18 protein-coding genes are annotated in these 20,749 nt (G+C 62.2%); 5 read left to right on the top strand and 13 right to left on the bottom strand.

What is annotated here, in order from left to right; translation table 11 throughout:
* Positions 1-206: 206 nt before the first annotated feature.
* Positions 207-2,006 carry an acyl-CoA dehydrogenase C-terminal domain-containing protein gene (locus EZI54_RS07790; protein WP_131480722.1) on the top strand — a complete coding sequence of 600 codons (1,800 nt, stop codon included), beginning with the start codon at positions 207-209 and terminating at the stop codon, positions 2,004-2,006.
* A 209-nt stretch (positions 2,007-2,215) separates the two neighbouring features.
* Positions 2,216-4,006, top strand: a complete 1,791-nt coding sequence (locus EZI54_RS07785) for an acyl-CoA dehydrogenase C-terminal domain-containing protein (RefSeq protein WP_131480720.1) — start codon at positions 2,216-2,218, stop codon at positions 4,004-4,006.
* A 91-nt stretch (positions 4,007-4,097) separates the two neighbouring features.
* Here the strand turns inward: EZI54_RS07785 and EZI54_RS07780 are convergent, their stop codons facing one another.
* The 5 genes from EZI54_RS07780 to leuS form a co-directional block, all read right to left on the bottom strand.
* Positions 4,098-4,730 (bottom strand): endonuclease, encoded by a 633-nt coding sequence (locus tag EZI54_RS07780; protein ID WP_131480719.1) that lies wholly within the window; start codon positions 4,728-4,730, stop codon positions 4,098-4,100.
* Between the two features lie 175 nt (positions 4,731-4,905).
* Positions 4,906-5,175, bottom strand: coding sequence for a hypothetical protein (locus tag EZI54_RS07775; RefSeq protein WP_131480717.1), 270 nt, complete (start codon positions 5,173-5,175; stop codon positions 4,906-4,908).
* A 132-nt stretch (positions 5,176-5,307) separates the two neighbouring features.
* A complete protein-coding gene (gene holA, locus EZI54_RS07770) occupies positions 5,308-6,318 on the bottom strand; it encodes a DNA polymerase III subunit delta (protein ID WP_131480715.1) in 1,011 nt (336 codons plus the stop codon).
* The gene (locus EZI54_RS07765) at positions 6,315-6,893 is read right to left on the bottom strand and encodes an LPS-assembly lipoprotein LptE (protein ID WP_131480713.1); all 579 of its coding nucleotides are present in this window, start codon (positions 6,891-6,893) and stop codon (positions 6,315-6,317) included. Before EZI54_RS07765 ends, holA begins: the two co-directional genes overlap by 4 nt.
* A gap of 36 nt (positions 6,894-6,929) precedes the next feature.
* A complete protein-coding gene (gene leuS / locus EZI54_RS07760; protein WP_131480846.1) occupies positions 6,930-9,515 on the bottom strand; it encodes a leucine--tRNA ligase in 2,586 nt (861 codons plus the stop codon).
* Positions 9,516-9,759: 244 nt separating this feature from the next.
* Between leuS and EZI54_RS07755 the strand changes: the two genes are divergently transcribed.
* Complete coding sequence (locus EZI54_RS07755) at positions 9,760-10,329, top strand: zinc ribbon-containing protein (RefSeq protein ID WP_131480711.1); 570 nt, start codon at positions 9,760-9,762, stop codon at positions 10,327-10,329.
* Between the two features lie 3 nt (positions 10,330-10,332).
* On the opposite strand, the gene lnt is transcribed toward EZI54_RS07755, so the two are convergent.
* Genes lnt through miaB form a run of 5 tightly spaced genes read right to left on the bottom strand, consistent with a single transcriptional unit; the run spans position 10,333 to position 15,563 of the window.
* Positions 10,333-11,844: an apolipoprotein N-acyltransferase gene (gene lnt, locus EZI54_RS07750; protein WP_131480710.1), complete on the bottom strand. Its 1,512-nt coding sequence runs from the start codon at positions 11,842-11,844 to the stop codon at positions 10,333-10,335.
* Positions 11,845-11,863: 19 nt separating this feature from the next.
* Entirely contained in the window at positions 11,864-12,709 is an 846-nt protein-coding gene (locus EZI54_RS07745) for an HlyC/CorC family transporter (RefSeq protein WP_131480708.1), read from the bottom strand.
* A complete protein-coding gene (gene ybeY / locus EZI54_RS07740; protein ID WP_131480706.1) occupies positions 12,706-13,179 on the bottom strand; it encodes an rRNA maturation RNase YbeY in 474 nt (157 codons plus the stop codon). Before ybeY ends, EZI54_RS07745 begins: the two co-directional genes overlap by 4 nt.
* Positions 13,176-14,165 (bottom strand): PhoH family protein, encoded by a 990-nt coding sequence (locus EZI54_RS07735; RefSeq protein WP_131480704.1) that lies wholly within the window; start codon positions 14,163-14,165, stop codon positions 13,176-13,178. The genes ybeY and EZI54_RS07735 overlap by 4 nt, the downstream gene beginning before the upstream one ends.
* A gap of 57 nt (positions 14,166-14,222) precedes the next feature.
* The gene (gene miaB, locus EZI54_RS07730) at positions 14,223-15,563 is read right to left on the bottom strand and encodes a tRNA (N6-isopentenyl adenosine(37)-C2)-methylthiotransferase MiaB (RefSeq protein WP_131480702.1); all 1,341 of its coding nucleotides are present in this window, start codon (positions 15,561-15,563) and stop codon (positions 14,223-14,225) included.
* A 157-nt stretch (positions 15,564-15,720) separates the two neighbouring features.
* Between miaB and EZI54_RS07725 the strand changes: the two genes are divergently transcribed.
* Both EZI54_RS07725 and trmH read left to right on the top strand, forming a co-directional pair.
* Complete coding sequence (locus EZI54_RS07725) at positions 15,721-16,050, top strand: DUF1820 family protein (protein WP_131480700.1); 330 nt, start codon at positions 15,721-15,723, stop codon at positions 16,048-16,050.
* An 18-nt stretch (positions 16,051-16,068) separates the two neighbouring features.
* A complete protein-coding gene (trmH, locus tag EZI54_RS07720; RefSeq protein WP_131480698.1) occupies positions 16,069-16,806 on the top strand; it encodes a tRNA (guanosine(18)-2'-O)-methyltransferase TrmH in 738 nt (245 codons plus the stop codon).
* 4 nt (positions 16,807-16,810) lie between these two features.
* Here the strand turns inward: trmH and EZI54_RS07715 are convergent, their stop codons facing one another.
* The 3 genes from EZI54_RS07715 to cysD form a co-directional block, all read right to left on the bottom strand.
* Positions 16,811-17,839 carry a nucleoid-associated protein gene (locus EZI54_RS07715; protein ID WP_131480696.1) on the bottom strand — a complete coding sequence of 343 codons (1,029 nt, stop codon included), beginning with the start codon at positions 17,837-17,839 and terminating at the stop codon, positions 16,811-16,813.
* 134 nt (positions 17,840-17,973) lie between these two features.
* Positions 17,974-19,635, bottom strand: a complete 1,662-nt coding sequence (cysN, locus tag EZI54_RS07710; RefSeq protein ID WP_131480694.1) for a sulfate adenylyltransferase subunit CysN — start codon at positions 19,633-19,635, stop codon at positions 17,974-17,976.
* A 46-nt stretch (positions 19,636-19,681) separates the two neighbouring features.
* Positions 19,682-20,590 carry a sulfate adenylyltransferase subunit CysD gene (gene cysD / locus EZI54_RS07705; RefSeq protein ID WP_131480692.1) on the bottom strand — a complete coding sequence of 303 codons (909 nt, stop codon included), beginning with the start codon at positions 20,588-20,590 and terminating at the stop codon, positions 19,682-19,684.
* Positions 20,591-20,749 lie beyond the last annotated feature (159 nt).

Below are 20,749 nucleotides of genomic sequence, written 5' to 3'. Positions count from 1 at the left end.
TGCCGGCCCGGCGGGCGCTCTCTCCAACGCATGATACGGATCGCATAAATTGCTCACCGGACTCTTGACACGCGCCCACTTACAAACGTATGTTTCAAACAACTGTTTAATTAACGGGTTGGGCATCTGTGCCCACCCACGTGCCAAACCGAAGGCCGGTGCTCCCGCGGATCCCGCCGGACACGACCGAGAATGAGGTGTAACCCATGCCTGAGTACAAAGCGCCCCTGCGTGACATTAAATTTGTAATGTCCGAGCTTCTGGACAGCGAACAGCATTACGCCAACCTGGAAGGTGCCGAAGACGCGACTCCGGATATGGTTGATGCGATTATCCAGGAAGGTGCCAAGTTCTGTGAGCAGGTCCTGTCTCCGCTGAACCAGGTGGGTGACCAGGAAGGCTGTACCTGGAGCGAGGACGGGGTCAAGACGCCGACCGGCTTCAAGGAAGCCTACCAGCAGTACGTGGAAGGCGGCTGGCCTTCCATGACCGCCGATCCCAACTACGGCGGCCAGGGCCTGCCGAGCTCCATCGGCATCGTCATGAGCGAGATGGTCGGCACCTCCAACTGGTCCTGGGGCATGTATCCGGGCCTGAGCCACGGTGCGACCAACACCATCGAGCAGCACGGTTCCGAAGAGCAGAAGCAGGTGTACCTGACCAAGCTGACCAGTGGTGAGTGGACCGGCACCATGTGCCTGACCGAGCCGCATTGTGGTTCCGACCTGGGCATCCTGCGCTCCAAGGCTGAGCCGAACGCCGACGGTTCCTACAGCATTTCCGGCACCAAGATCTTCATCTCGGCCGGTGAGCACGACATGGCCGAGAACATTGTCCACATCGTCCTGGCGCGCCTGCCGGGCGCGCCGGAAGGCACCAAGGGCATCTCCCTGTTCATCGTGCCCAAGTTCCTGCCGAGCGAAGACGGTTCCGTGGGCGAGCGCAACGCCGTTTCCTGTGGTTCCATCGAGCACAAGATGGGCATCCACGGTAACGCCACCTGTGTCATGAACTTCGACGGCGCCAAGGGCTGGCTGATCGGGCCGGAAAACAAGGGCCTGAACTGCATGTTCACCTTCATGAACACCGCCCGTATCGGTACTGCGATCCAGGGGCTGGGCGCGGCGGAACTGGGCTTCCAGGGTTCACTGACCTATGCCAAAGAGCGTCTGGCCATGCGTTCCCTGAACGGTGCCAAGAACCCGGACGGCCCGGCGGATCCGATCATCGTCCACCCGGACGTGCGCCGCATGCTGCTGACCCAGAAGTCCGTGGCCGAAGCCGCACGTGCATTGATCTATCTGGCCGCCCAGCAGGCGGACATCGTGCACCAGGGCAAGACCGAGGAAGAGCGCAAGGCCGCCGACGAGATGCTCGGCTTCCTGACCCCGATCGCCAAGGCGTTCCTGACCGAGATTGGTTACGAATCCGCCAACCTGGGTATGCAGGTCTTCGGTGGTCACGGCTTCATCTCCGAGTGGGGCATGGAACAGAACGTCCGTGACGCCCGGATCGGCATGATCTACGAGGGCACCACCGGTATCCAGGCGCTCGACCTGCTGGGCCGTAAAGTCCTGATGACCCAGGGCGAGTCGCTGAAGGGCTTCACCAAGCAGGTTCACGTGTTCTGCAAGGAAAACGCCGACAACGAACAGCTGAAGCAATTTGTTGAGCCGCTGCAGGCGATCAACAAGGAGTGGGGCGACCTGACCATGAAGATTGGCATGAACGCCATGAAGAACCGGGACGAAGTGGGCGCGGCGTCCGTCGACTACCTGATGTACTCCGGTTATGCGGTCTTCGCCTACCTGTGGGCCCGCATGGCCAAGGTAGCGCTGGACGCCATGGCGGAAGGCACCTCCGAGGAAGCCTTCTACAACGCCAAGGTCCAGACCGCGCGCTTCTACTTCAAGCGCCTGCTGCCGCGCGCCAAAGGCCATGCGGAAAGCATGCTGGCCGGCGCCGACAGCCTGATGGACCTGCCGGAAGAGCACTTCGCGTTCTAAGCGACGCGACGGTCATGAGGCAAGGAAAGCCCGTTCTCCCGTGGAGGCGGGCTTTTTCGTAGGTCCCCGGTTGTTTCCGTTGTCCGGCGCTCGCAGAGACGCTTTGGCGACGGGAATCAGGCCGTGAGAGGCGGTCCGGTTTTCGGTTAAACTCCCGACCTATAACAACGACTACGTCTGTTCACGCTCGTACAGAGAGGAATTTATTGATGGCAGATTATCAGGCACCCCTGCGTGACATCCGGTTCGTACTGAACGAAGTCTTCGACGCCCCGACCCTGTGGGCCTCCCTGCCCAAGGTGGCGGAAAATGTGGATCCCGAGACGGCGGACGCCATCCTCGAGGAAGCCGGCAAGATCGCCGGCGGCGTGCTGGCCCCCCTGAACCGCGAAGCGGACGAACAGGGCTGCAAATGGAACGAGGGTGAGGTGTCCACGCCTGAAGGCTTCAGGGAGGCCTACCAGACCATCGTGGAAGGCGGCTGGAATGGCCTGGGGGGTAACCCCGAGTTCGGCGGCATGGGCATGCCCAAGACCCTGGTGGCCCAGTTCGAGGAAATGATCCAGGGCGCCAACATGGCCTTCGGCCTGGCGCCGATGCTGACGGCCGGTGCCTGCCTGGCGCTGGACGCCCACGGCAGCCAGGCGCTGAAAGAGAAATACCTGCCCAACCTGTACCCGGGCACCTGGTCCGGCGCCATGGACCTGACCGAGCCCCACGCCGGTACGGACCTGGGCATCATCCGCACCAGGGCGGAGCCGAATGACGACGGTTCCTACAACGTCACCGGGACCAAGATCTTCATCACCTGGGGCGAGCACGACATGGCGGAGAACATCATCCACCTGGTGCTGGCCAAGCTGCCGGACGCCCCCAAGGGCCCGAAAGGCATCTCCCTGTTCCTGGTGCCGAAGTTCCTGGTCAACGAGGACGGCTCCCTGGGCGAGCGCAACACCCTGGCCTGTGGCTCCATCGAGAAGAAGATGGGCATCAAGGCGTCCGCCACCTGTGTGATGAACTTCGACGGCGCCAGGGGCTGGCTGGTGGGCGAACCCAACAAGGGCCTGGCTGCCATGTTCACCATGATGAACTACGAGCGCCTGGGCGTGGGCATCCAGGGCATCGGCGCCGCCGAAGCATCCCTGCAGAGCGCCCGGGAATACGCCCTGGAGCGTTTGCAGAGCCGGGCCCCGACCGGCGTGCAGGAGCAGGATAAAGCCGCCGACCCGATCATCGTCCATCCAGACGTGCGCCGCATGCTGCTCACCATGAAGGGTTATGTCGAGGGCGGCCGCGCCTTCTCCACCTACGTGGCCCAGTGGCTGGACGTCGCCAAGTACGCCGAGGACGACGAGCGTCGTCAGCACGGCGAGGCCATGGTGGCGCTGCTGACGCCGGTGGCCAAGGCGTTCCTGACCGACCGCGGCCTGGACGCCTGCGTGATCGGCCAGCAGGTGTTCGGCGGCCACGGCTTCATCCGCGAATGGGGCCAGGAGCAACTGGTCCGTGATGTGCGCATCACCCAGATCTATGAGGGCGCCAACGGCATCCAGGCGCTGGACCTGATGGGGCGCAAGGTGGTGGCCAACGGCGGCCGCTTCTTCGAGTTGTTCGCCGAGGACGTGGGCGCATTCATCGAAGCCAACCAGAACGACGCCGCCCTGCGGCCTTACCTGGAGCCGCTGGCGGCTTCCCTGGAACGTCTGGCGGACGTCACCGAGAGCGTTGTCGAGGCCTCGGCCGAGAACCCGAACGAAGTCGGGGCGGCGTCGGTGGACTACCTGGACCTGTTTGGCCTGACGGCGCTGGCCTACATGTGGGCGCGGATCGTCAAGGCCGCGGCACCGAAGGCCGAAGGCGACACCTCCGGCTTCTACTCCGGCAAGCTGAAGACCGCGCGCTTCTACTTCGACCGGATGTTGCCGAAGACGGTCTCCCTGGCGGAAGGCATTCGCAGTGGCAGTGCCTCGATGATGGCACTGACTGCCGAAGAGTTCTGACCCGTACCTCGACGCCCTTGTCAGGAAAAAGGGCCGCCCGGATTGCCAGGCGGCCCTTTTTTATTGGATGAAGCGTCGTTCCAGCCTGCTGTCAGATGTTGCCGTCGAGCCGTTCCGGGTGGCTGATGAAGGGATTGTCGCTGCCCTGGATTTCCGAGATCCGGCGGTTGCGGGCCAGTTCCTGGTCGTCGGGGGGATCGCTCTCATTCCAGCTTGCCAGAACCTGTGGTGACGCGATCAGGGGCAGGTCATAGGTCTGGACCATGTAGGCCACACCCCGGGCGACATCGCCCTTGACCGCATCCGGTGGCTCGATATTCTGCAGGCTTTCCCGGATACCGCATTCGTTGGCGCTGACCCGCTCATCCAGCTGCGCGTACTTGGCGTTGCGCCGCCGCATCTCCACCTGAGTCTCCACCGGGATCATGTTGTGCAGGTCCGAGGCGATGTAGCGGTAAGCATCGCTCTCCCGCTCGCACTGGGTGGGTGACCCGCAATGCAGGGCGTTGCGGACATGGCTAAGCGGGTAGATATAGCCCACCGACAACAGGAACGACTTGCCATTGAAAGGCTCCTGGCAGAAGAACGTCTTGCCACCATCCTGATAGAGCCTGTTCCAGAAAATATCGTTGGCCACCTGGTCCGGATCGGAGAGGGTGGTTTGTGAGCTGGCCTGGCTGCTCAGCACCAGAGCCACTGTCATCAGAATAGCTCGTGCTTTCATGGTGTCTTTTCCAACCTGACTCGAGTTGCCGTGTGATCGGCCTGTCCCGTGGATGGGTGGTTACGTGTATAAATATTAGGCAATGGGACCGCCTCGTCTGTGAGGCGGTACCGCATTTTTCACAAAAACCGGCAGTCAGCGTCGAAATGGCCGGATCGGCCAAGAGGTGGGGATACTAGTGGTTCTTCATGCGGGAGCGAATCCGCTGGTAACCTTCCTTGAGGTCTTCACCGATCTCCTGCGCGGTGCGATAGGCATCGTCCGAGGCATCGGAAGCATCCCGCCTCAGGTCATCCAGCTTGCGCCTGAACTGGTTCCAGTAGTCCTCCAGGTCCTCCCACTCATCGTGCACATCCTGGCGGGCAAGATGGAGTTGCAGGCGTATCTCATCCCGTTGTTGTTTCAGGGTATCCGAGAGTTTGTGCAGATCGTCTTTCCAGCCCATCGTCGTTCCTCCGGCAGAGTATTCAGGACTGATTCAACGATGCGCCCGGTGCCCTGAACCTGTCAACAGGATCCCGGTTGTGGCGGATGATTGGCCGGCTTTTCAGACCATTTCTTGTCCTGAATCAAGGATTCAGCGGCGAACGGCCGCCAGTTCGCTGGTCAGGGTACGGAGGTGGTGCCAGGGGGAAAGGCTATCGTAGCCCTTGGCGCTGCGGTCGATGTTGCTGCACTGGATCAGGGCCTGGCGGATCTGGTGCGGACGCAGGCGTCGTGCGGCCTGCTCCAGCTGGCGCATGCGTTGGGGCTGGCGGATGTTGTTGCTGCGAAAGAAGTCCTTGGCGGTTTCCCGGCGTTGCAGTGCCGACTGGAGTCGGCCTGCCATGCGCAGGTCGCGGCTGAGGATGGCCAACAGGCCCAGCGGGTTGTCCTCTTCCTGTTGCAGGATGCCGATGATCCGGTGCGCCTGCTCGGTTTTGCCGGCGAGAATGTCACCCACCAGCTCGAAGACACTGAAGCGGGCACTGTCCAGGACCGCCTGGTTGACGATCTCCTCGTCAACCGTCTTGTCGGGTGCCAACAGGGCCAGCCGGTCGATCTCCTGGCTGGCGGCCAGCAGGTTGCCCTCAAGGCGTTCGGCCAGTTCCGCCACGGCGCCCTGGGTCAGGGTCAGGCCCTGGGCCCTGGCGCGCTGCTGCAGCCAGCCGGGGAACTTGTCCGCATCGATCGGCCATACCGGCACGTGGACGCCCTTGTCCTGAAGCTGCTTATACCACTTGCGCCGGGTTTCTGCGGCATCCAGGCGGATGCTGATCAGGATCAGGATAATGTCGTCGGGAGGCGCCTGCAGGACCTGCTCGAGAACCTTGCGCCCGTCACCCAGCTTGCCCGTGGGCAGGTGGATTTCGATGCGCCGGCGCTCGGCGAACAGGGACAGGGCGTTAAGCTCTTCGCCCACCTGGCCCCAGTCCATGCTGCGGTCGTTATGGAAGATCTGGCGGTCGCTATAGCCGGCTTCCCGGGCTTTCGCGCGTATCCTGTCGCAGCACTCCTGGACCAGCAGCGGTTCGTCCCCGGACACCAGGTAGACCGGTGCCAGCCCCCGGGACAGGACCTGGTCGAGCTGGGCAGGGTTGGTCTTCATTGCGACTCCGTGGACGGCTGGGCCTGGGCCTTCTCATAATCGTTACGGATGACTTGCAGGCGCTCATCGGTCAGCGGTGCCAGGCGGAAAATCACCTGCTGGGCCAGACGCTGGTAAAGGGTCTGACGGATGCTTTCTTCCTCCCGGCGCTTGGCCAGGACATTGGTGTCGTCGTAGCTGTAGATCTCGCTGGTACGCACTTCGGCATCGGCCAGCACCGGAATCCGGTCATGGCTGATGACGTTGACGTCGACCGACTGGCGCAGGTCGTATTCGGCGGCCGACGCATCCAGTTGGATCGCACTGGCCCGCCGGCTCTGCTTGAAGCCGTTGAGCTTCACGCGGTAGGCCGCTTCAGCCGGCTCCGCCAGCTTGATGCCGCCGTCATCGAGTTGCTGGCGCACGGTGTCGCACAACTCAAACGGTACGCTGCTGTCGCATTCCAGGCTCAGGGGTTGCAACGCGGCGGCCACAGGTGGCGCCCCCCGTAGCTGGAAGCCACAGCCTCCCATCAGGAGCGTGGCCCCCAGCAGGAGGGCAGTGTGAACTGACGCCTTTTCCCATTTCCTTGCCATGACAACTCCCGGCCCGGCGTTGACTGTAATGCCCGATCAGTTGGCGACGATGTTCACGAGCTTGCCCGGAACCACGATCACCTTGCGGACGGTTTTTCCGTCGGTAAAGCGCTGGACGTTTTCGTCGTCCAGGGCCAGGGCTTCGAGGGCGTCCTTGGGCAGGTTGGCCGGTACGTCGACCTTGGCGCGGACCTTGCCGTTGACCTGCAGCACCATCTGGATCGTCGAACGCACCATGGCGTCTGCGTCGGCTTCCGGCCAGTTGGCGTCGACCACCGCGTCGTTGTGACCCAGCGTTGCCCAGAGGCTGTGACAAACGTGCGGAATGATCGGCGACAGCAGCAGTACGGCCGTATCCAGTGCTTCCTGGACCACGGCGCGGTCGCTCTCCGCCTCGACTTCCAGTTTGCTGACCTCGTTGAGCAACTCCATCACGGCGGCGATGGCCGTGTTGAAAGTGAGGCGGCGGCTGACGTCGTCGCTGACCTTGTCGATGGTTACATGGGTCTTGCGCCGCAGGTCGCGCTGGGCATCGGTCAGGTTGTCCAGGTCCAGCGCCGGTGCGGCACCGCCACTGACGTGCTCATGCACCATGCGCCAGAGACGCCTGATGAAGCGGTGCGCCCCTTCCACGCCGCTGTCGGACCATTCCAGGGATTGCTCCGGCGGTGCTGCAAACATGATGAACAGGCGAACGGTATCGGCGCCGAACTGATCGATAATGGCCTGCGGATCGATGCCGTTGTTCTTCGACTTCGACATCTTGGAGATGCCGCCGGATTCGACGGGCTGGCCGTCCTGCTTGTGCCTGGCGCTGACGGGCTGGCCCTTGTCGTTGCGCTCGACTTCCACGTCGCTCGGTGAAATCCATTCCTTGCCGCCGTTGGCGTCTTCACGGAAATAGGTTTCGGCCAGTACCATGCCCTGGCAGAGCAGGCGCTTGAACGGCTCTGAGCTTTCCACCAGCCCCACGTCCCGCATCAGCTTGTGGAAGAAGCGGGCGTAGAGCAGGTGCAGGATGGCATGCTCGATGCCGCCGATGTACTGATCCACCGGCAGCCAGTAGTTGGCCGCGGCGGGGTCCAGCATGCCTTCCTTGTAGTCGGGACAGGCAAACCGGGCGTAATACCAGGACGACTCCATGAAGGTGTCGAAGGTGTCGGTTTCCAGGGTGGCCGGCTGGCCGTTATAGGTGGTCCTGGCCCATTCCGGATCCGCTTTGATGGGTGACTTCACGCCGTCCATTTCCACGTCTTCCGGCAGGCGGACCGGCAACTGGTCTTCCGGCACGGGCATTTCGGTGCCGTCTTCCAGGGTCATCATCGGGATGGGCGCACCCCAATAGCGCTGGCGCGACACGCCCCAGTCCCGCAGACGATAGTTCACCCTGCGTTCACCGATGCCGCTCTTTTCGAGGTGGTCGGCGATCTCCTCGAAGGCTTCCTCACTGGTCAGGCCGTTGTACTTGCCGGAATTGACCAGGTAGCCCTTCTCGGTAAAAGCGGCTTCCTGGATATCGAGCTCCTGATGATCCCGGGATGAGATCACCTGTTTGATGGGCAGCCGATACTTTCGCGCAAACTCGTGGTCGCGCTCGTCGTGCCCGGGGACCGCCATCAGCGCGCCGGTGCCGTAATCCATGAGCACGAAGTTGGCAACGTAGACCGGGATCAGGTCCTGGGTCAGCGGATGCACGGCCTTGAAGCCGGTGTCGATACCCTGCTTTTCCATGGTGGCCAGATCGGCCTCGGCCACTTTGCTGTTACGACAGCTCTCGACGAAATTGCCGACTTCCCGGTTGCGCTCGGCGGCGGCCTTGGCCAGCGGGTGTTCAGCCGCGACGGCCATGTAGGTCACGCCCATCAGCGTATCGGGGCGGGTGGTGTAGACCCGCAGTTCGTCGTCGCGGCCATCCAGCGGGAAGGTCAGCTCAACACCGGTGGACTTGCCGATCCAGTTGCGCTGCATGGTACGCACCTGTTCCGGCCACTCGTCCATGGCGTCCAGGTCGTTGAGCAGTTCTTCGGCGTAGTCGGTGATCTTGATGAACCACTGGGGAATCTTCTTCTGCTCCACCAGTGCGCCGGAGCGCCAGCCTCGACCATCGACAACCTGTTCGTTGGCGAGCACCGTCTGGTCCACCGGATCCCAGTTGACGGTCGCCATCTTCTTGTAGACGAGGCCCTTCTCGTAGAGTCTGGTGAAGAACCACTGTTCCCACTTGTAGTAATCCGGCGAGCAGGTGGCCAGTTCCCGCTTCCAGTCGTAGCCGAAGCCCAGTTGGCGCAACTGGTCCTTCATGTATTCAATATTGGCGTAGGTCCACTTGGCAGGGGCGGACTTGTTCTTCACCGCCGCGTTTTCCGCGGGCAGGCCAAAGGCATCCCAGCCCATCGGCTGCAGCACGTTCTTGCCCTGCATGCGCTGGTAGCGACTGATGACATCGCCGATGGTGTAGTTGCGGACATGCCCCATATGCAGCTTGCCGCTGGGGTACGGGAACATGGACAGGCAGTAGTACTTCGGCTTGCCGGGCTCTTCCTTCACCGAGAAGGTTTCATTGGTTTCCCAGAACTGCTGGGCCTTTTTCTCGATTTCCTGCGGGCGATATTGCTCGTCCATTCCTGCCATTACTGAGGTTACCCTGTTGTCGGTCGGTGTTGGCCATATCGGTTCGATACACGTGACGCTGGCGTTTCCGTCACGGGGAGACCGCGCATTTTAACGCACACGGGCCCCAACAGGTAGCCTGCCGGCGCGATCCGGGTACCCTGCAGCAAAAGAGCCTCGGCAGTCCGGCATGGACTGTGCCAAACTTGAATCAGTGGAGGTATTCACCGGTGGTTTTCCTGGCGAGGAGATGTCCATGAGTGAGAATGACGATAAACCGGCCTTTACCGGAAAGGCACTGAAAGTCTACAACCGCATGCTTGAGCGTGTGGTCAAGCGCCTGAACGAGGTGGAGCGCAAGAGCTGGGACAGCCTGCACGAAGCGGTCGAAGAGGCGGTGGAATTCGAGAACGGCCTGGAAGAGCTGACCCGGGAGGAGGTGGACCTGCTGGCTGCCTATGTCCGGCGGGATGTCTCGCACCTGATGCATTTTGTCGGCGAAACGGGGGAAGGTGTCGGCGAATGGCTGCGGCTTGATCTGGCGCTGATCGAGCATCAATTGCTGGATCTGCTGTTCTCTGTTGCCGACAAGACCCGGCTTGATACGCTTGAGCTGGATCACAAGCTGCATCATCAGCCGGGGCAGTACATCAGCGGGGAGATTGCCACCGCGGGGGTCTTGCGCTGTGTGGCGTGCGGTCACATGCTCTGCCTGGTGGAGACCAGCCATATCGAGCCCTGTGAAGCCTGCGGTTCCCATTACTTTGAGCGGGTCACCGCGCGCTGGCCCCATGAACCCGAGGTCAGCGGCGATACCGCGGACTGATCATCAACCCGCGTGGGTCTGGCGACTCGGCTCCGGGATGACCCGGGGCCGGGCAAACACCACCAGGATCATGGCCAGGATCAGGATCGGCCAGGAACCGGCGGTCATGAAGGGCGTGGCGCCCGTCACCGGATAGACTTCGCCTCGCATCACCCCTTGCCTGAATTGCGGAATCCGCTCGGTGATCTGGCCGTGATCGTCGATGATCGCCGTGACACCGTTGTTGGTTCCGCGCAGCACGAAACGACCGGTTTCCAATGCCCGCATCCGGGCGATCTGCAGGTGCTGCAGCGGGCCGATCGAATGGCCGAACCAGCCATCATTGCTGATGGTGATCAGCAGGTCCGTGTCCGCCGCATTGCGCGCCACGAAATCCGGATAGGCAATCTCGTAGCAGATAAACGGCATCACCCTGTGGCCGTTGGCGATCAGCGGCGGCTGGTCGGAGGGGCCCGGCGAAAAGCTCGACATGGGCAGGTCGAAGAATCCGATCAGGCCGCGCAGGTACTGCTGTAACGGCACATATTCCCCGAAAGGCACCAGTTTCTGCTTGTAATACATGCCATTGCCGTTGCCGATGGCCATGATGCTGTTGCGGAAGGTGAAGTCCTCCAGCCGGTCGCTGAAACCGTGCCAGGGAATCCCGGTGATCAGCGTGGATTTCTCGCCCAGCCGGGAAGCCAGGTTCTCGATCAGCGGGCCGGCCTGGTCCTGGGTGATGGGGATGGCGGTCTCCGGCCAGAGGATCAGGTCCTGGTCCCAGTCGTCCTTGGTCAGGTCGAGATAAGTCACGATCTGCTGCTTCAGGAAGTCGGGGTCCCATTTGATCTGCTGGGGGATGTTGCCCTGGACCGCGGTGATGCCCATGGGTTTGTCGTCACGCTGGGTCCAGTTAACCCCCCTCAGTGCAGGGCCAATCAGCCAGGGCAGTACGGCCAGGAGGACGGTCACAGCGGCGGCGACTCTGCGCCGACGGAGCACCATCAGGGCGGCGCCAAACAGGGCCGTTGAGGAGGCAACGATCAGGAAGGTCACGCCATGGACGCCAACGACCGGCGCGTAGCCCGCCAGGGGGCCGTCCACCTGTGCCGTTCCCAGGTAGAGCCAGGGAAACCCGGTGAGCAGCCAGCTGCGAACCCAGTCACCGAGGACCCAGAACGCCGGAAACAGGATCAGCCGTCGCGCCGGACGGTCGCCGGCCAGCTTGCCCCAGGCCCAGAAGGTGAGGGCGGGAAACAGGGCCAGGCCGGCGGCAAACAGGACGGTGAGTACCACGGCCAGGGGCGCCGAGGTATTGCCATACTGGCTGATGGAGATGTAGACCCAGGAGGCACCGCTGCCGAACAGCCCCAGTCCCAACAGCCAGCCTTTCAGGAACAGGCGCCGGGGGCCGCCGGGAATGACGGCCGCCAGGACCAGGAGGATCGAGAGCGGCGCCAGCCAGGCGTAGCCAAACGGCGCAAACGTCAGGGTCTGCAGTCCGCCGGCCACCACCAGCGCCAGGAGCTGAAGCATTCGAACGAGGGGAGGCTGGTCAGGACTCACGGCGGCGGACCTGTATCAATCGGATGACACGATTGTCCGCGTTCAGGATGGTGAACTGGAAACCGCCAAATTCAATCTCTTCACCGCGCCGGGGCAGGTGGCCGAATTCCCGGAGGACCAGCCCGCCAATGGTGTCGAACTCCTCTTCATCCAGCTCGGTGTCGAAAAAGGCATTGAAGTCGTCGACCGGCGTCATGGCCTTAACGGCGTAGCTGCCGTCGGCCCGGGCCTTGATGTGGGTTTCTTCGTCGAAATCGTGTTCATCCTCGATCTCGCCGACGATCTGCTCCAGCACATCCTCGATGGTGATCAGGCCGGCGGTGCCGCCGTATTCATCCACCACGATGGCCATATGGTTGCGGGTTTCCTTGAATTCCTTGAGCAACTGGTTGAGTCGCTTGCTCTCGGGCACGAAGGTGGGTGGGCGCAGGATCTCGCGGATCTTGTTCCAGGTCAGTTCGTTGTTCAGGGCCAGCGGCAGCAGGTCCTTGGCCAGCAGCACGCCGATGACGTCATCCTGATTATCGCCGATGACCGGGAAGCGGCTGTGGGCCGACTCGATGATGTCGTTGAGGAACGTCCTGGGCTCCGCGCTGGCCTTGACGGTGACCATCTGCGAGCGGGGGATCATGATTTCATCGACGCGCATATCGGTGACCTGCATGGCCCCTTCGATGATGCTCATGGCATCGGCATCGATGATGTTTTCGGATTCGGCATCCCGCAGGACTTCAAGGATGTCGGTGATGGATTCCGGCTCGTTGGAGAAAGCCTGGGAAATGCGTTCCAGCCAGGACTTATTGCCCTGGCTGCGACTCGAGTGATCGTCGCTCATGAGTCTTGATCCGTGTCCTCTGCAAGATAGGGGTTGCTGAAGCCCAGTTCCGCCAGCAGGCGGATCTCCAGGGTTTCCATGATTTCAGCATCCCGGTCATCGATATGATCATACCCCTGAAGGTGGAGCATGCCATGAATCACCATGTGTGCCCAGTGGGCATCCCGGCTTTTACCCTGTTCGAGGGCTTCGCGGGCGACCACGCCGGCACAGATCACCAGGTCACCGGCCAGCGGCACGGTGATGCCCTCGGGCTGCTCGAACGGGAATGACAGCACGTTCGTGGGCCGGTCCTTCTGCCGGTACTGGCCGTTCAGGGTCGCGCTCTCGTCCTCGTCAACGATGCGCAGCGTCACCTCGGAATCGTCCTCACCCTGCCAGCCCTGGCTGGCCCAGCGGGTCAGGCTTTCGATGTCGGGAAGGTCCGAATGTTCCGAAGCGACCTGGATATCCACCGCCAGTCGCGTCACGGGTTCTTGCCCCCGGCGACCGCTTCGTCATGATCGTCGTAGGCTTCGACGATCCGCTGGACCAGCGGGTGACGCACCACGTCACGGGCGTCGAAGCGGGTGAAGCCAATGCCCGTTACCTTGCTCAGCACCGCCGCCGCATGCACGAGACCGGAGTGCTGGCCCCGCGGCAGGTCCACCTGGGTGGTATCGCCGGTAATCACCGCCGTTGAGCCAAAGCCGATCCGGGTCAGGAACATTTTCATCTGTTCGCGGGTCGTGTTCTGGCTTTCGTCGAGGATGATGAAGGCATTATTCAGGGTTCGGCCGCGCATGAAAGCCAGTGGCGCGATCTCGATCACGCTCTTTTCGATCAGCTTGGTCACCTGCTCGAAGCCGAGCATCTCGTACAGGGCGTCGTAGAGCGGGCGCAGGTATGGGTCCACCTTCTGCGCCAGGTCGCCGGGCAGGAAGCCGAGCTTTTCGCCCGCCTCCACCGCCGGGCGGACCAGCAGGATGCGCTTGACCTGTTCGTCCTTCAGCGCTTCCACGGCGCAGGCCACCGCCAGCCAGGTCTTGCCGGTGCCGGCCGGCCCGATGCCGAAATTGACATCGTGGGAGCGGATGTTGTGCACGTAGCGCTGCTGGTTCTTGCCGCGAGGCCGGGCTTGCAGCTTCGGCGTCTTGACGATGATCTGGCTGCCGTCGAAGGCTTTCTCTTCGGGCAGGCGCTCGAATCCGGATTCCCGGATATACAGGTGCACCATGTCCGGTGAGATGTCGTCCAGCGCCTCCGTCTCCCGGTACAGGTGGCGCAGGACTTCGGCGGCGGCGTTGGCGTGCTCGGTCTCGCCTTCGACCCGGAAATGGTGGCCGCGGTAGCCGATGCGCACGCTCATGCGCCGCTCGATGTGCTTCAGGTGTTCGTCGAACTGGCCACACAGGGTCGCCAGCCGGCGGGGATCGGCAGGTTTCAGGTCAAACTGTTTCGCGTCGTCGCTGTTCAAGCAGTCCTCACGGATAAAAGAATGGATGACCGCGCCAGTGGGGCCGGCGCGGATCGATCAGTGCAGCAAATCGTCAACGGGTTTTCCCCTTAGAGAATTGGGGAGCGCTTCGACAATTTCAACGTCAATGAAGTGGCCGACCACATCGGGGTTATCGGTGCGGAAGTTGACGATCCGGTTGTTTTCGGTGCGACCGGCGTATTCGCCCGGATCTTTCTTGGACAGGCCGGTAACCAGGATGCGCTGGGTGGTACCGACCATCCGGCGGCTGATTTCCTGCGCCTGCTGGTTGATCCGCTGCTGCAGGATGCTCAGGCGCTGCTTCTTGACGTCCATCGGCGTGTCGTCCGGCAGGTCGGAGGCGGGCGTACCCGGGCGCGGGCTGTAGATAAAGCTGAAGGACACGTCGAAGCCGATGTCCTCGATCAGCTTCATGGTGGCCTCGAAGTCCCGGTCGGTTTCGCCCGGGAAGCCGATGATGAAGTCCGACGAGAAGCTGATGTCCGGCCGGATCCGGCGCAGGCGGCGCAGCTTGGATTTGTATTCCAGTGCCGTGTGACCGCGCTTCATGGCCGCCAGTATGCGGTCGGAGCCGCTCTGGACGGGTAAGTGCAGGTGGCTGACCAACTCCGGCACGGTCTCGTAGACGTCGATCAGCGCATCGGAGAACTCCACCGGATGGGAGGTGGTGAAGCGGATGCGTTCGATGCCGTCGATGGTGGCGATCATGGTGATCAGCTCGGCCAGGTCGATGGTATCGCCGTCATAGGTTTCGCCCTGGTAGGCGTTGACGTTCTGGCCCAGCAGGTTCACCTCGCGTACGCCCTGGCTGGCCAGGTGCGCCGCTTCGGCAATCACGTCGTCCACCGGTCGGCTGACTTCCTCGCCGCGGGTGTAGGGCACTACGCAGAAGGTGCAGTACTTGGAGCAGCCTTCCATGACGGAGACGAACGCCGATGCGCCGTCGGCACCCGGGGAGGGCAGGTTGTCGAATTTCTCGATCTCCGGAAAACTGACGTCGACTACGCCCACGCCGCCCTTGCGGGATTCCTGGATCAGCTCCGGCAGGCGGTGCAGAGTCTGTGGACCGAAGACCATGTCCACATAGGGCGCCCGGTCGATGATCGCCTGGCCTTCCTGGCTGGCCACGCAGCCGCCCACGCCGATCACCAGTTCGGGCTTGCGGGACTTGAGCTGCTTCCAGCGTCCAAGCTGGTGAAACACCTTCTCCTGCGCTTTTTCGCGGATCGAGCAGGTATTCAGCAGCAGGATGTCCGCATCGTCCGGGTTGTCGGTCATCTCGACGTCTTCACCGGATTTCAGCAGGTCGGCCATGCGGGATGAATCGTACTCGTTCATCTGGCAGCCGTGGGTCTTGATAAACAGCTTCTTGGTCATGGAACTCGGTTGATCGTTGGGTGAAGGGAAACGGGCTATTATAACGGCCTGATCAAAGCGCAACCAGAGGGGAGGTTCGATTGCCGTTGCGTCGTGGTACCATACGCGCCTCTGTGTGGCCCCGAAAGTGGGCATGAGCATCGCTGGAGTTGTCTGAATGGTTGCCAAGAAGTGCTACAAGATTATTTTCTACAATCAGGACGAAGTCTTTGAAATCTACGCCGGGCATGTGTATCCCAGCGAAATGTTCGGTTTCCTGGAAGTGGAGGCGCTGACCTTCGGCGAGCGTAGCCAGGTGCTGGTGGACCCTTCCCAGGAGAAGCTGCGGACCGAGTTCGAGGGGGTTCAGCGCACCTATATCCCCATGAATGCCATCGTGCGGATCGACGAGGTGGAGCCGGCAGCCGCCGAGCGCCCGCTGGGCCGGGTCAAGAGCGGCGTCACGCCGTTCCCGGGGAGCCCGGGCCATCACCGGAACAACGACTGAGCGACGCCATCACCTGTCATGACGCCTGAAAGACTTGCCCGCATCAAAGGGACCCTGGACCGTCGCCAGCCGGACCTGCATGTACTCACCGACCAGATCCACAAGCCGCGCAACGTGTCGGCGATCATTCGCTCGTGCGATGCCTTCGGCGTGGCCAACATGCACACCGTCTGGCCGCGTGAGGGCTATCGGGCCTTCCGCAAGACGGCCGGCGGCAGCCACAACTGGGTGACCACCCACACCCACCCGGATATGGATTCGGCCATCAGTGAGCTGCGCGGCCGGGGGCGGCGGATCTACGCCGCCGAGTTGTCGGACCGCGCCATCGACTACCGGGATGTCGACTTCACCGTCCCCTGCGTACTGGTTTTGGGTAATGAGCTTGATGGCGTCTCCCCGGAGGCCGCCGCACAGGCGGACGAACATATCGTGGTGCCGATGATGGGGATGGTGGAGTCGCTCAATGTCTCGGCGGCCTGCGCCATTATTCTGGCCGAGGCCCAGCGCCAGCGCTCGGAAGCGGGGATGTTCGAGCGGCGGCGCATGCCGGATGACGAATACGGGCGCCTGCTGTTTCGCTGGTGCCAGCCGCAAGTCACCCGCTACTGCGACGACCGCAACCTGCCGTATCCGCCCTTCGATATGGAAACCGGTGAACTGATCGACGGCGTGGGCTGGATGACCGAGGTGCGGGATATCCGCCGTAACCGGGTGCGGGCGCGGCCTGAAGATTTCGCTGCCCCGCCCGGAGAATAACGCGTTACCCGCCTTTTTCTTCCCGGCTTTCCAGGTACCGCTGCAGCTGTTCCCGCAGGGCCTTGGGCAGGCGGGTGATGGTCAGCGCGTCGTTGTCACGGTCGTAGTACACCGCCTGGTTTACCAGGTCGGACGAGAACGAGACGCTCATCCCGCCGCCGGACCCGGAAATCCGCACCAGTTTCTTCACCTTGCGATGGTCCGGGTGCAGGACGGCATCGTTGGGGATCTCCTGGGTCTCGGATGCGAACTGGCGGAAGCGGTCCGGTTGGTCTTCGTCCAGATAGCCGGACAGGGCGTCAATCGCAACGGGCTCGCCCAGGGCGTGCTGTTCCTTGCAGAATTCGTAGGCCTTTGAGCGCACCTGGCCGGCTTTCTCCGGCTCGTCCGTCTGGGCGGCGAACGCTTCCACGGCGTTGAGGAACGTCAGGGTTTCTTTTTCCACATCCACCTGGTTGGTAAAACCGCACAGGCGAATGAACAGCTCGCCCGGCTCGCCGGTACCCCGGGCATGGACCAGGGTCAGGAAATTCTCCGACGGATGGTCCCCGAGCCAGTCTTCCACCTCCAGTCGCAGGGCGAGGTTGAGCCGGGACAGGCTCAATACGTCGGTGGCGTCCAGGTTCTGCTCGTGGTCCAGTCGCAGGGCACTGTCGCTCTCCAGCGCGACCAGGTAGATCACTTCACCGTCGGCCAGGGCTTCGTGGACCAGCATCAGGTGGCCGAAGTATTCCTCCTGGCAGCCGGTCAGCAGTTCCTGCCACTGGCCAAACAGTTTGTCGGTCAGGCTTTCGAAGGTCTGCTTGCCTTCCAGGTAATCCCGGAACCAGGCACTGGCGGGGCTTTCGCCAATGTCGTCGCTGAAACGGCCGTATTTCTTGCCGGGTTTGGCGTTGAACAGACGCTTGAGCTGTTTGTGCAGCCCCTCGTAGTCGCCGCCGGGCTCGGACAGGGTCTTGCCGGGGCGGACCTGGGCCTCGTGCCCGGGCTGCATCTGGCTGGCAAAGGTGATTCGCAGCTGTTTGATCGCCATGGATGTCCTCTGGGAACGCAAAACGGCCATGACCCGTGGTAACCGGTCATGGCCGTGCTTAGGTTGTTAGTGGCCGCGGGCGTCTCTGACTGCCAGAGGTGATCCGGAGTCAGTCAGAGGCGCCCTGAAGCTTATCAGATCCGTTGCTTGCTGATCAGCTCCTGCACCAGTTTGTCGGCCGTCGCGGCAACGTCGCTCTCGGCGTCGGCGGAGGCGCCGACGGCAGCGATGTCGTCGCCGATGTTAACGGCAACGGCGATCAGGCCGTGCGCGGTGAGGACCTGGGCGCTGCGGCGACGGTCGTCGGCGTTGCCCGCATTGTCGTCCGTCAGCACCACGCTGGTCTTACCCAGGTCGAACAGTTTGCGCTCGATGGCCCGCGCCAACTCCGGCGCCTGGGTGCCGGTGCAGCCTATGATCAGCGGCTTCTGGGACAGGCGACGCTCGCGCTCTTCGGCCGTGACCGGTTGCAGGGCGTCGTCGCTGGACTTGGCCAGCCCGCTGATCATGCCGGCGCCGATGGTGACGTTGGTCAGGCGGTCGATGATGATGAACGCCCCGGTGGCGCGATTGCGCGGGTACGGGTCGAAGGCGACCGGCTGGCTCAGGGTCACTTCACACAGGCCGATCTCGTTCAGGTCCAGGTGATCCCGGGTGCGGTCCTGATCCAATGTGTTGACGTCGATCTGGTGGCGAACGGCGGTCACCGAGCCGGACGTGAAGTTCGGTCCCAGCTTGATGTCGTACAGGCGGTTCTGGGCCATCGGCTGGTCGATCATCCAGACGATGTGGGCGTCGAACTTGTTGCTCACCAGCGGCTCATCGCCGGGTTTGACCAGCATGTCGCCGCGGCTGACGTCGATTTCGTCTTCCAGGGTCAGGGTCACGGCCTGGTCGATGTAGGCGCTGTCCAGGTTGCCGTCGAACGTGACGATTTCCTTCACCTTGCTGGTACGGCGTGAGGGCAGGGCCATGATGGCGTCGCCCGGACGGATCACACCGGAGGCGATGGTGCCACTGAAACCGCGGAAGTTCAGGTTCGGCCGGTTGACGTACTGCACCGGGAACCGGAAGTGCTCCATGTTCTTGTCGCGGGAGACTTCCACGGTTTCCAGTATTTCCATCAGCGGCTGACCGGTGAACCAGGGGGTGTTTTCGCTACGGTTGACGACGTTATCGCCTTCCAGCGCGGAAATCGGCACGAACCGGATGTCCTGCAGGCCCAGCTTTTCGGCAAACTCAAGGTAGTCTTTCTTGATCTCCTCGAACCGCTCTTCGCTGAAGTCCACCAGGTCCATCTTGTTGATGGCAACCACGATGTGCTTGATGCCCTGCAGGGATGCGATGAACGAGTGGCGGCGCGTCTGGGTAAGGACCCCGTGACGGGCGTCGATCATCACGACCGCCAGCTGCGCGGTGGAGGCGCCGGTCGCCATGTTCCGGGTGTACTGCTCGTGGCCCGGGGTGTCGGCGATGATGAACTTGCGCTTGTCGGTGGAGAAATAGCGGTAAGCCACATCGATGGTGATGCCCTGCTCCCGCTCCGCCTGCAGGCCATCCACCAGCAGGGCCAGGTCCAGCTTCTCGCCGGTGGTGCCCAGCTTGGCGCTGTCCGCCTTGAGGCTGGCCATGTGATCTTCGTAGATCATCTTGGTGTCGTGGAGCAGGCGGCCAATCAGCGTGCTCTTGCCGTCATCCACACTGCCGCAGGTCAGCAGGCGCAGCAGCTCCTTTTCTTCGTGCTGTTTGAGGTACGCGTGAATATCTTCAGCGATCAATTCAGACTGGTGTGACATGATTCTTTTCCCGTAGATGCTGTCTGGCTGGCGGACTGTTGCCGGTTTAGAAGTAACCTTCGCGTTTCTTCTGTTCCATGGAGCCGGCGGAATCGTGATCGATCACGCGGCCCTGGCGTTCGGAGCTCTTCGCCAGCAGCATTTCCTGGATGATATCGGTCAGGGTGTCGGCCTTGGACTCGATGGCGCCGGTCAGCGGGTAGCAGCCCAGCGTCCGGAAGCGGACCGATTTCATCATCGGCTTCTCGCCTTCTTCCAGCGGCATACGGTCGTCGTCGACCATGATCAGCGTACCGTCACGCTCGACCACCGGGCGTTCGGCAGCGTAGTACAGCGGGACAATCTCGATGTTCTCGAGATAGATGTACTGCCAGATGTCCAGCTCGGTCCAGTTGGACAGCGGGAAGACCCGGATGCTCTCCCCCTTGTTGATCTTGCCGTTGTAGATGTTCCAGAGCTCGGGACGCTGGTTCTTGGGATCCCAGCGATGGTATTCATCGCGGAAGGAGTAGACCCGCTCCTTGGCGCGGGACTTTTCCTCGTCGCGGCGCGCGCCTCCGAAAGCGGCGTCGAACTTGTACTTGTTCAGCGCCTGCTTGAGGGACTGGGTCTTCATCACGTCGGTGTGCTTGGCACTGCCGTGGGTGAACGGACCAATCCCGGCATCAACGCCTTCCTGGTTGATGTGCACGATCAGGTCGAGGTCGTACTTCTTCGCCTGTTCGTCCCGGAACTTGATCATTTCCTTGAATTTCCAGGTCGTGTCCACGTGCATCAGCTTGAACGGGATCTTGCCCGGGTAGAACGCCTTGCGTGCCAGGTGCAGCATCACCGAGGAGTCCTTGCCGATGGAGTAGAGCATGACCGGGTTGTCGAATTCAGCGGCCACTTCCCGGATGATATGGATGCTTTCAGCTTCCAGTTGTTTGAGATGCGTCAGGTTATAGGTGGTCATGATCCAGTTACCGGTTGCATGGGGTGCCTTTGATGATAAGCGATTCGGGACGTTGAACAGCCGGCGGCAGGCTCCCCGGTTGCGTTAGGAGCAACGGAACGGAAGTGCCGCTGGCCGCGCCGGATAAACCGGTTGCAGAAGCGTCCAATCTTGGAGCGA

Origin of the sequence: Marinobacter halodurans, from assembly GCF_004327985.1 — a bacterium.
In the GTDB taxonomy this organism is placed as follows: domain Bacteria; phylum Pseudomonadota; class Gammaproteobacteria; order Pseudomonadales; family Oleiphilaceae; genus Marinobacter_A; species Marinobacter_A halodurans.
This window is presented reverse-complemented; position numbering and strand designations above follow the sequence as displayed.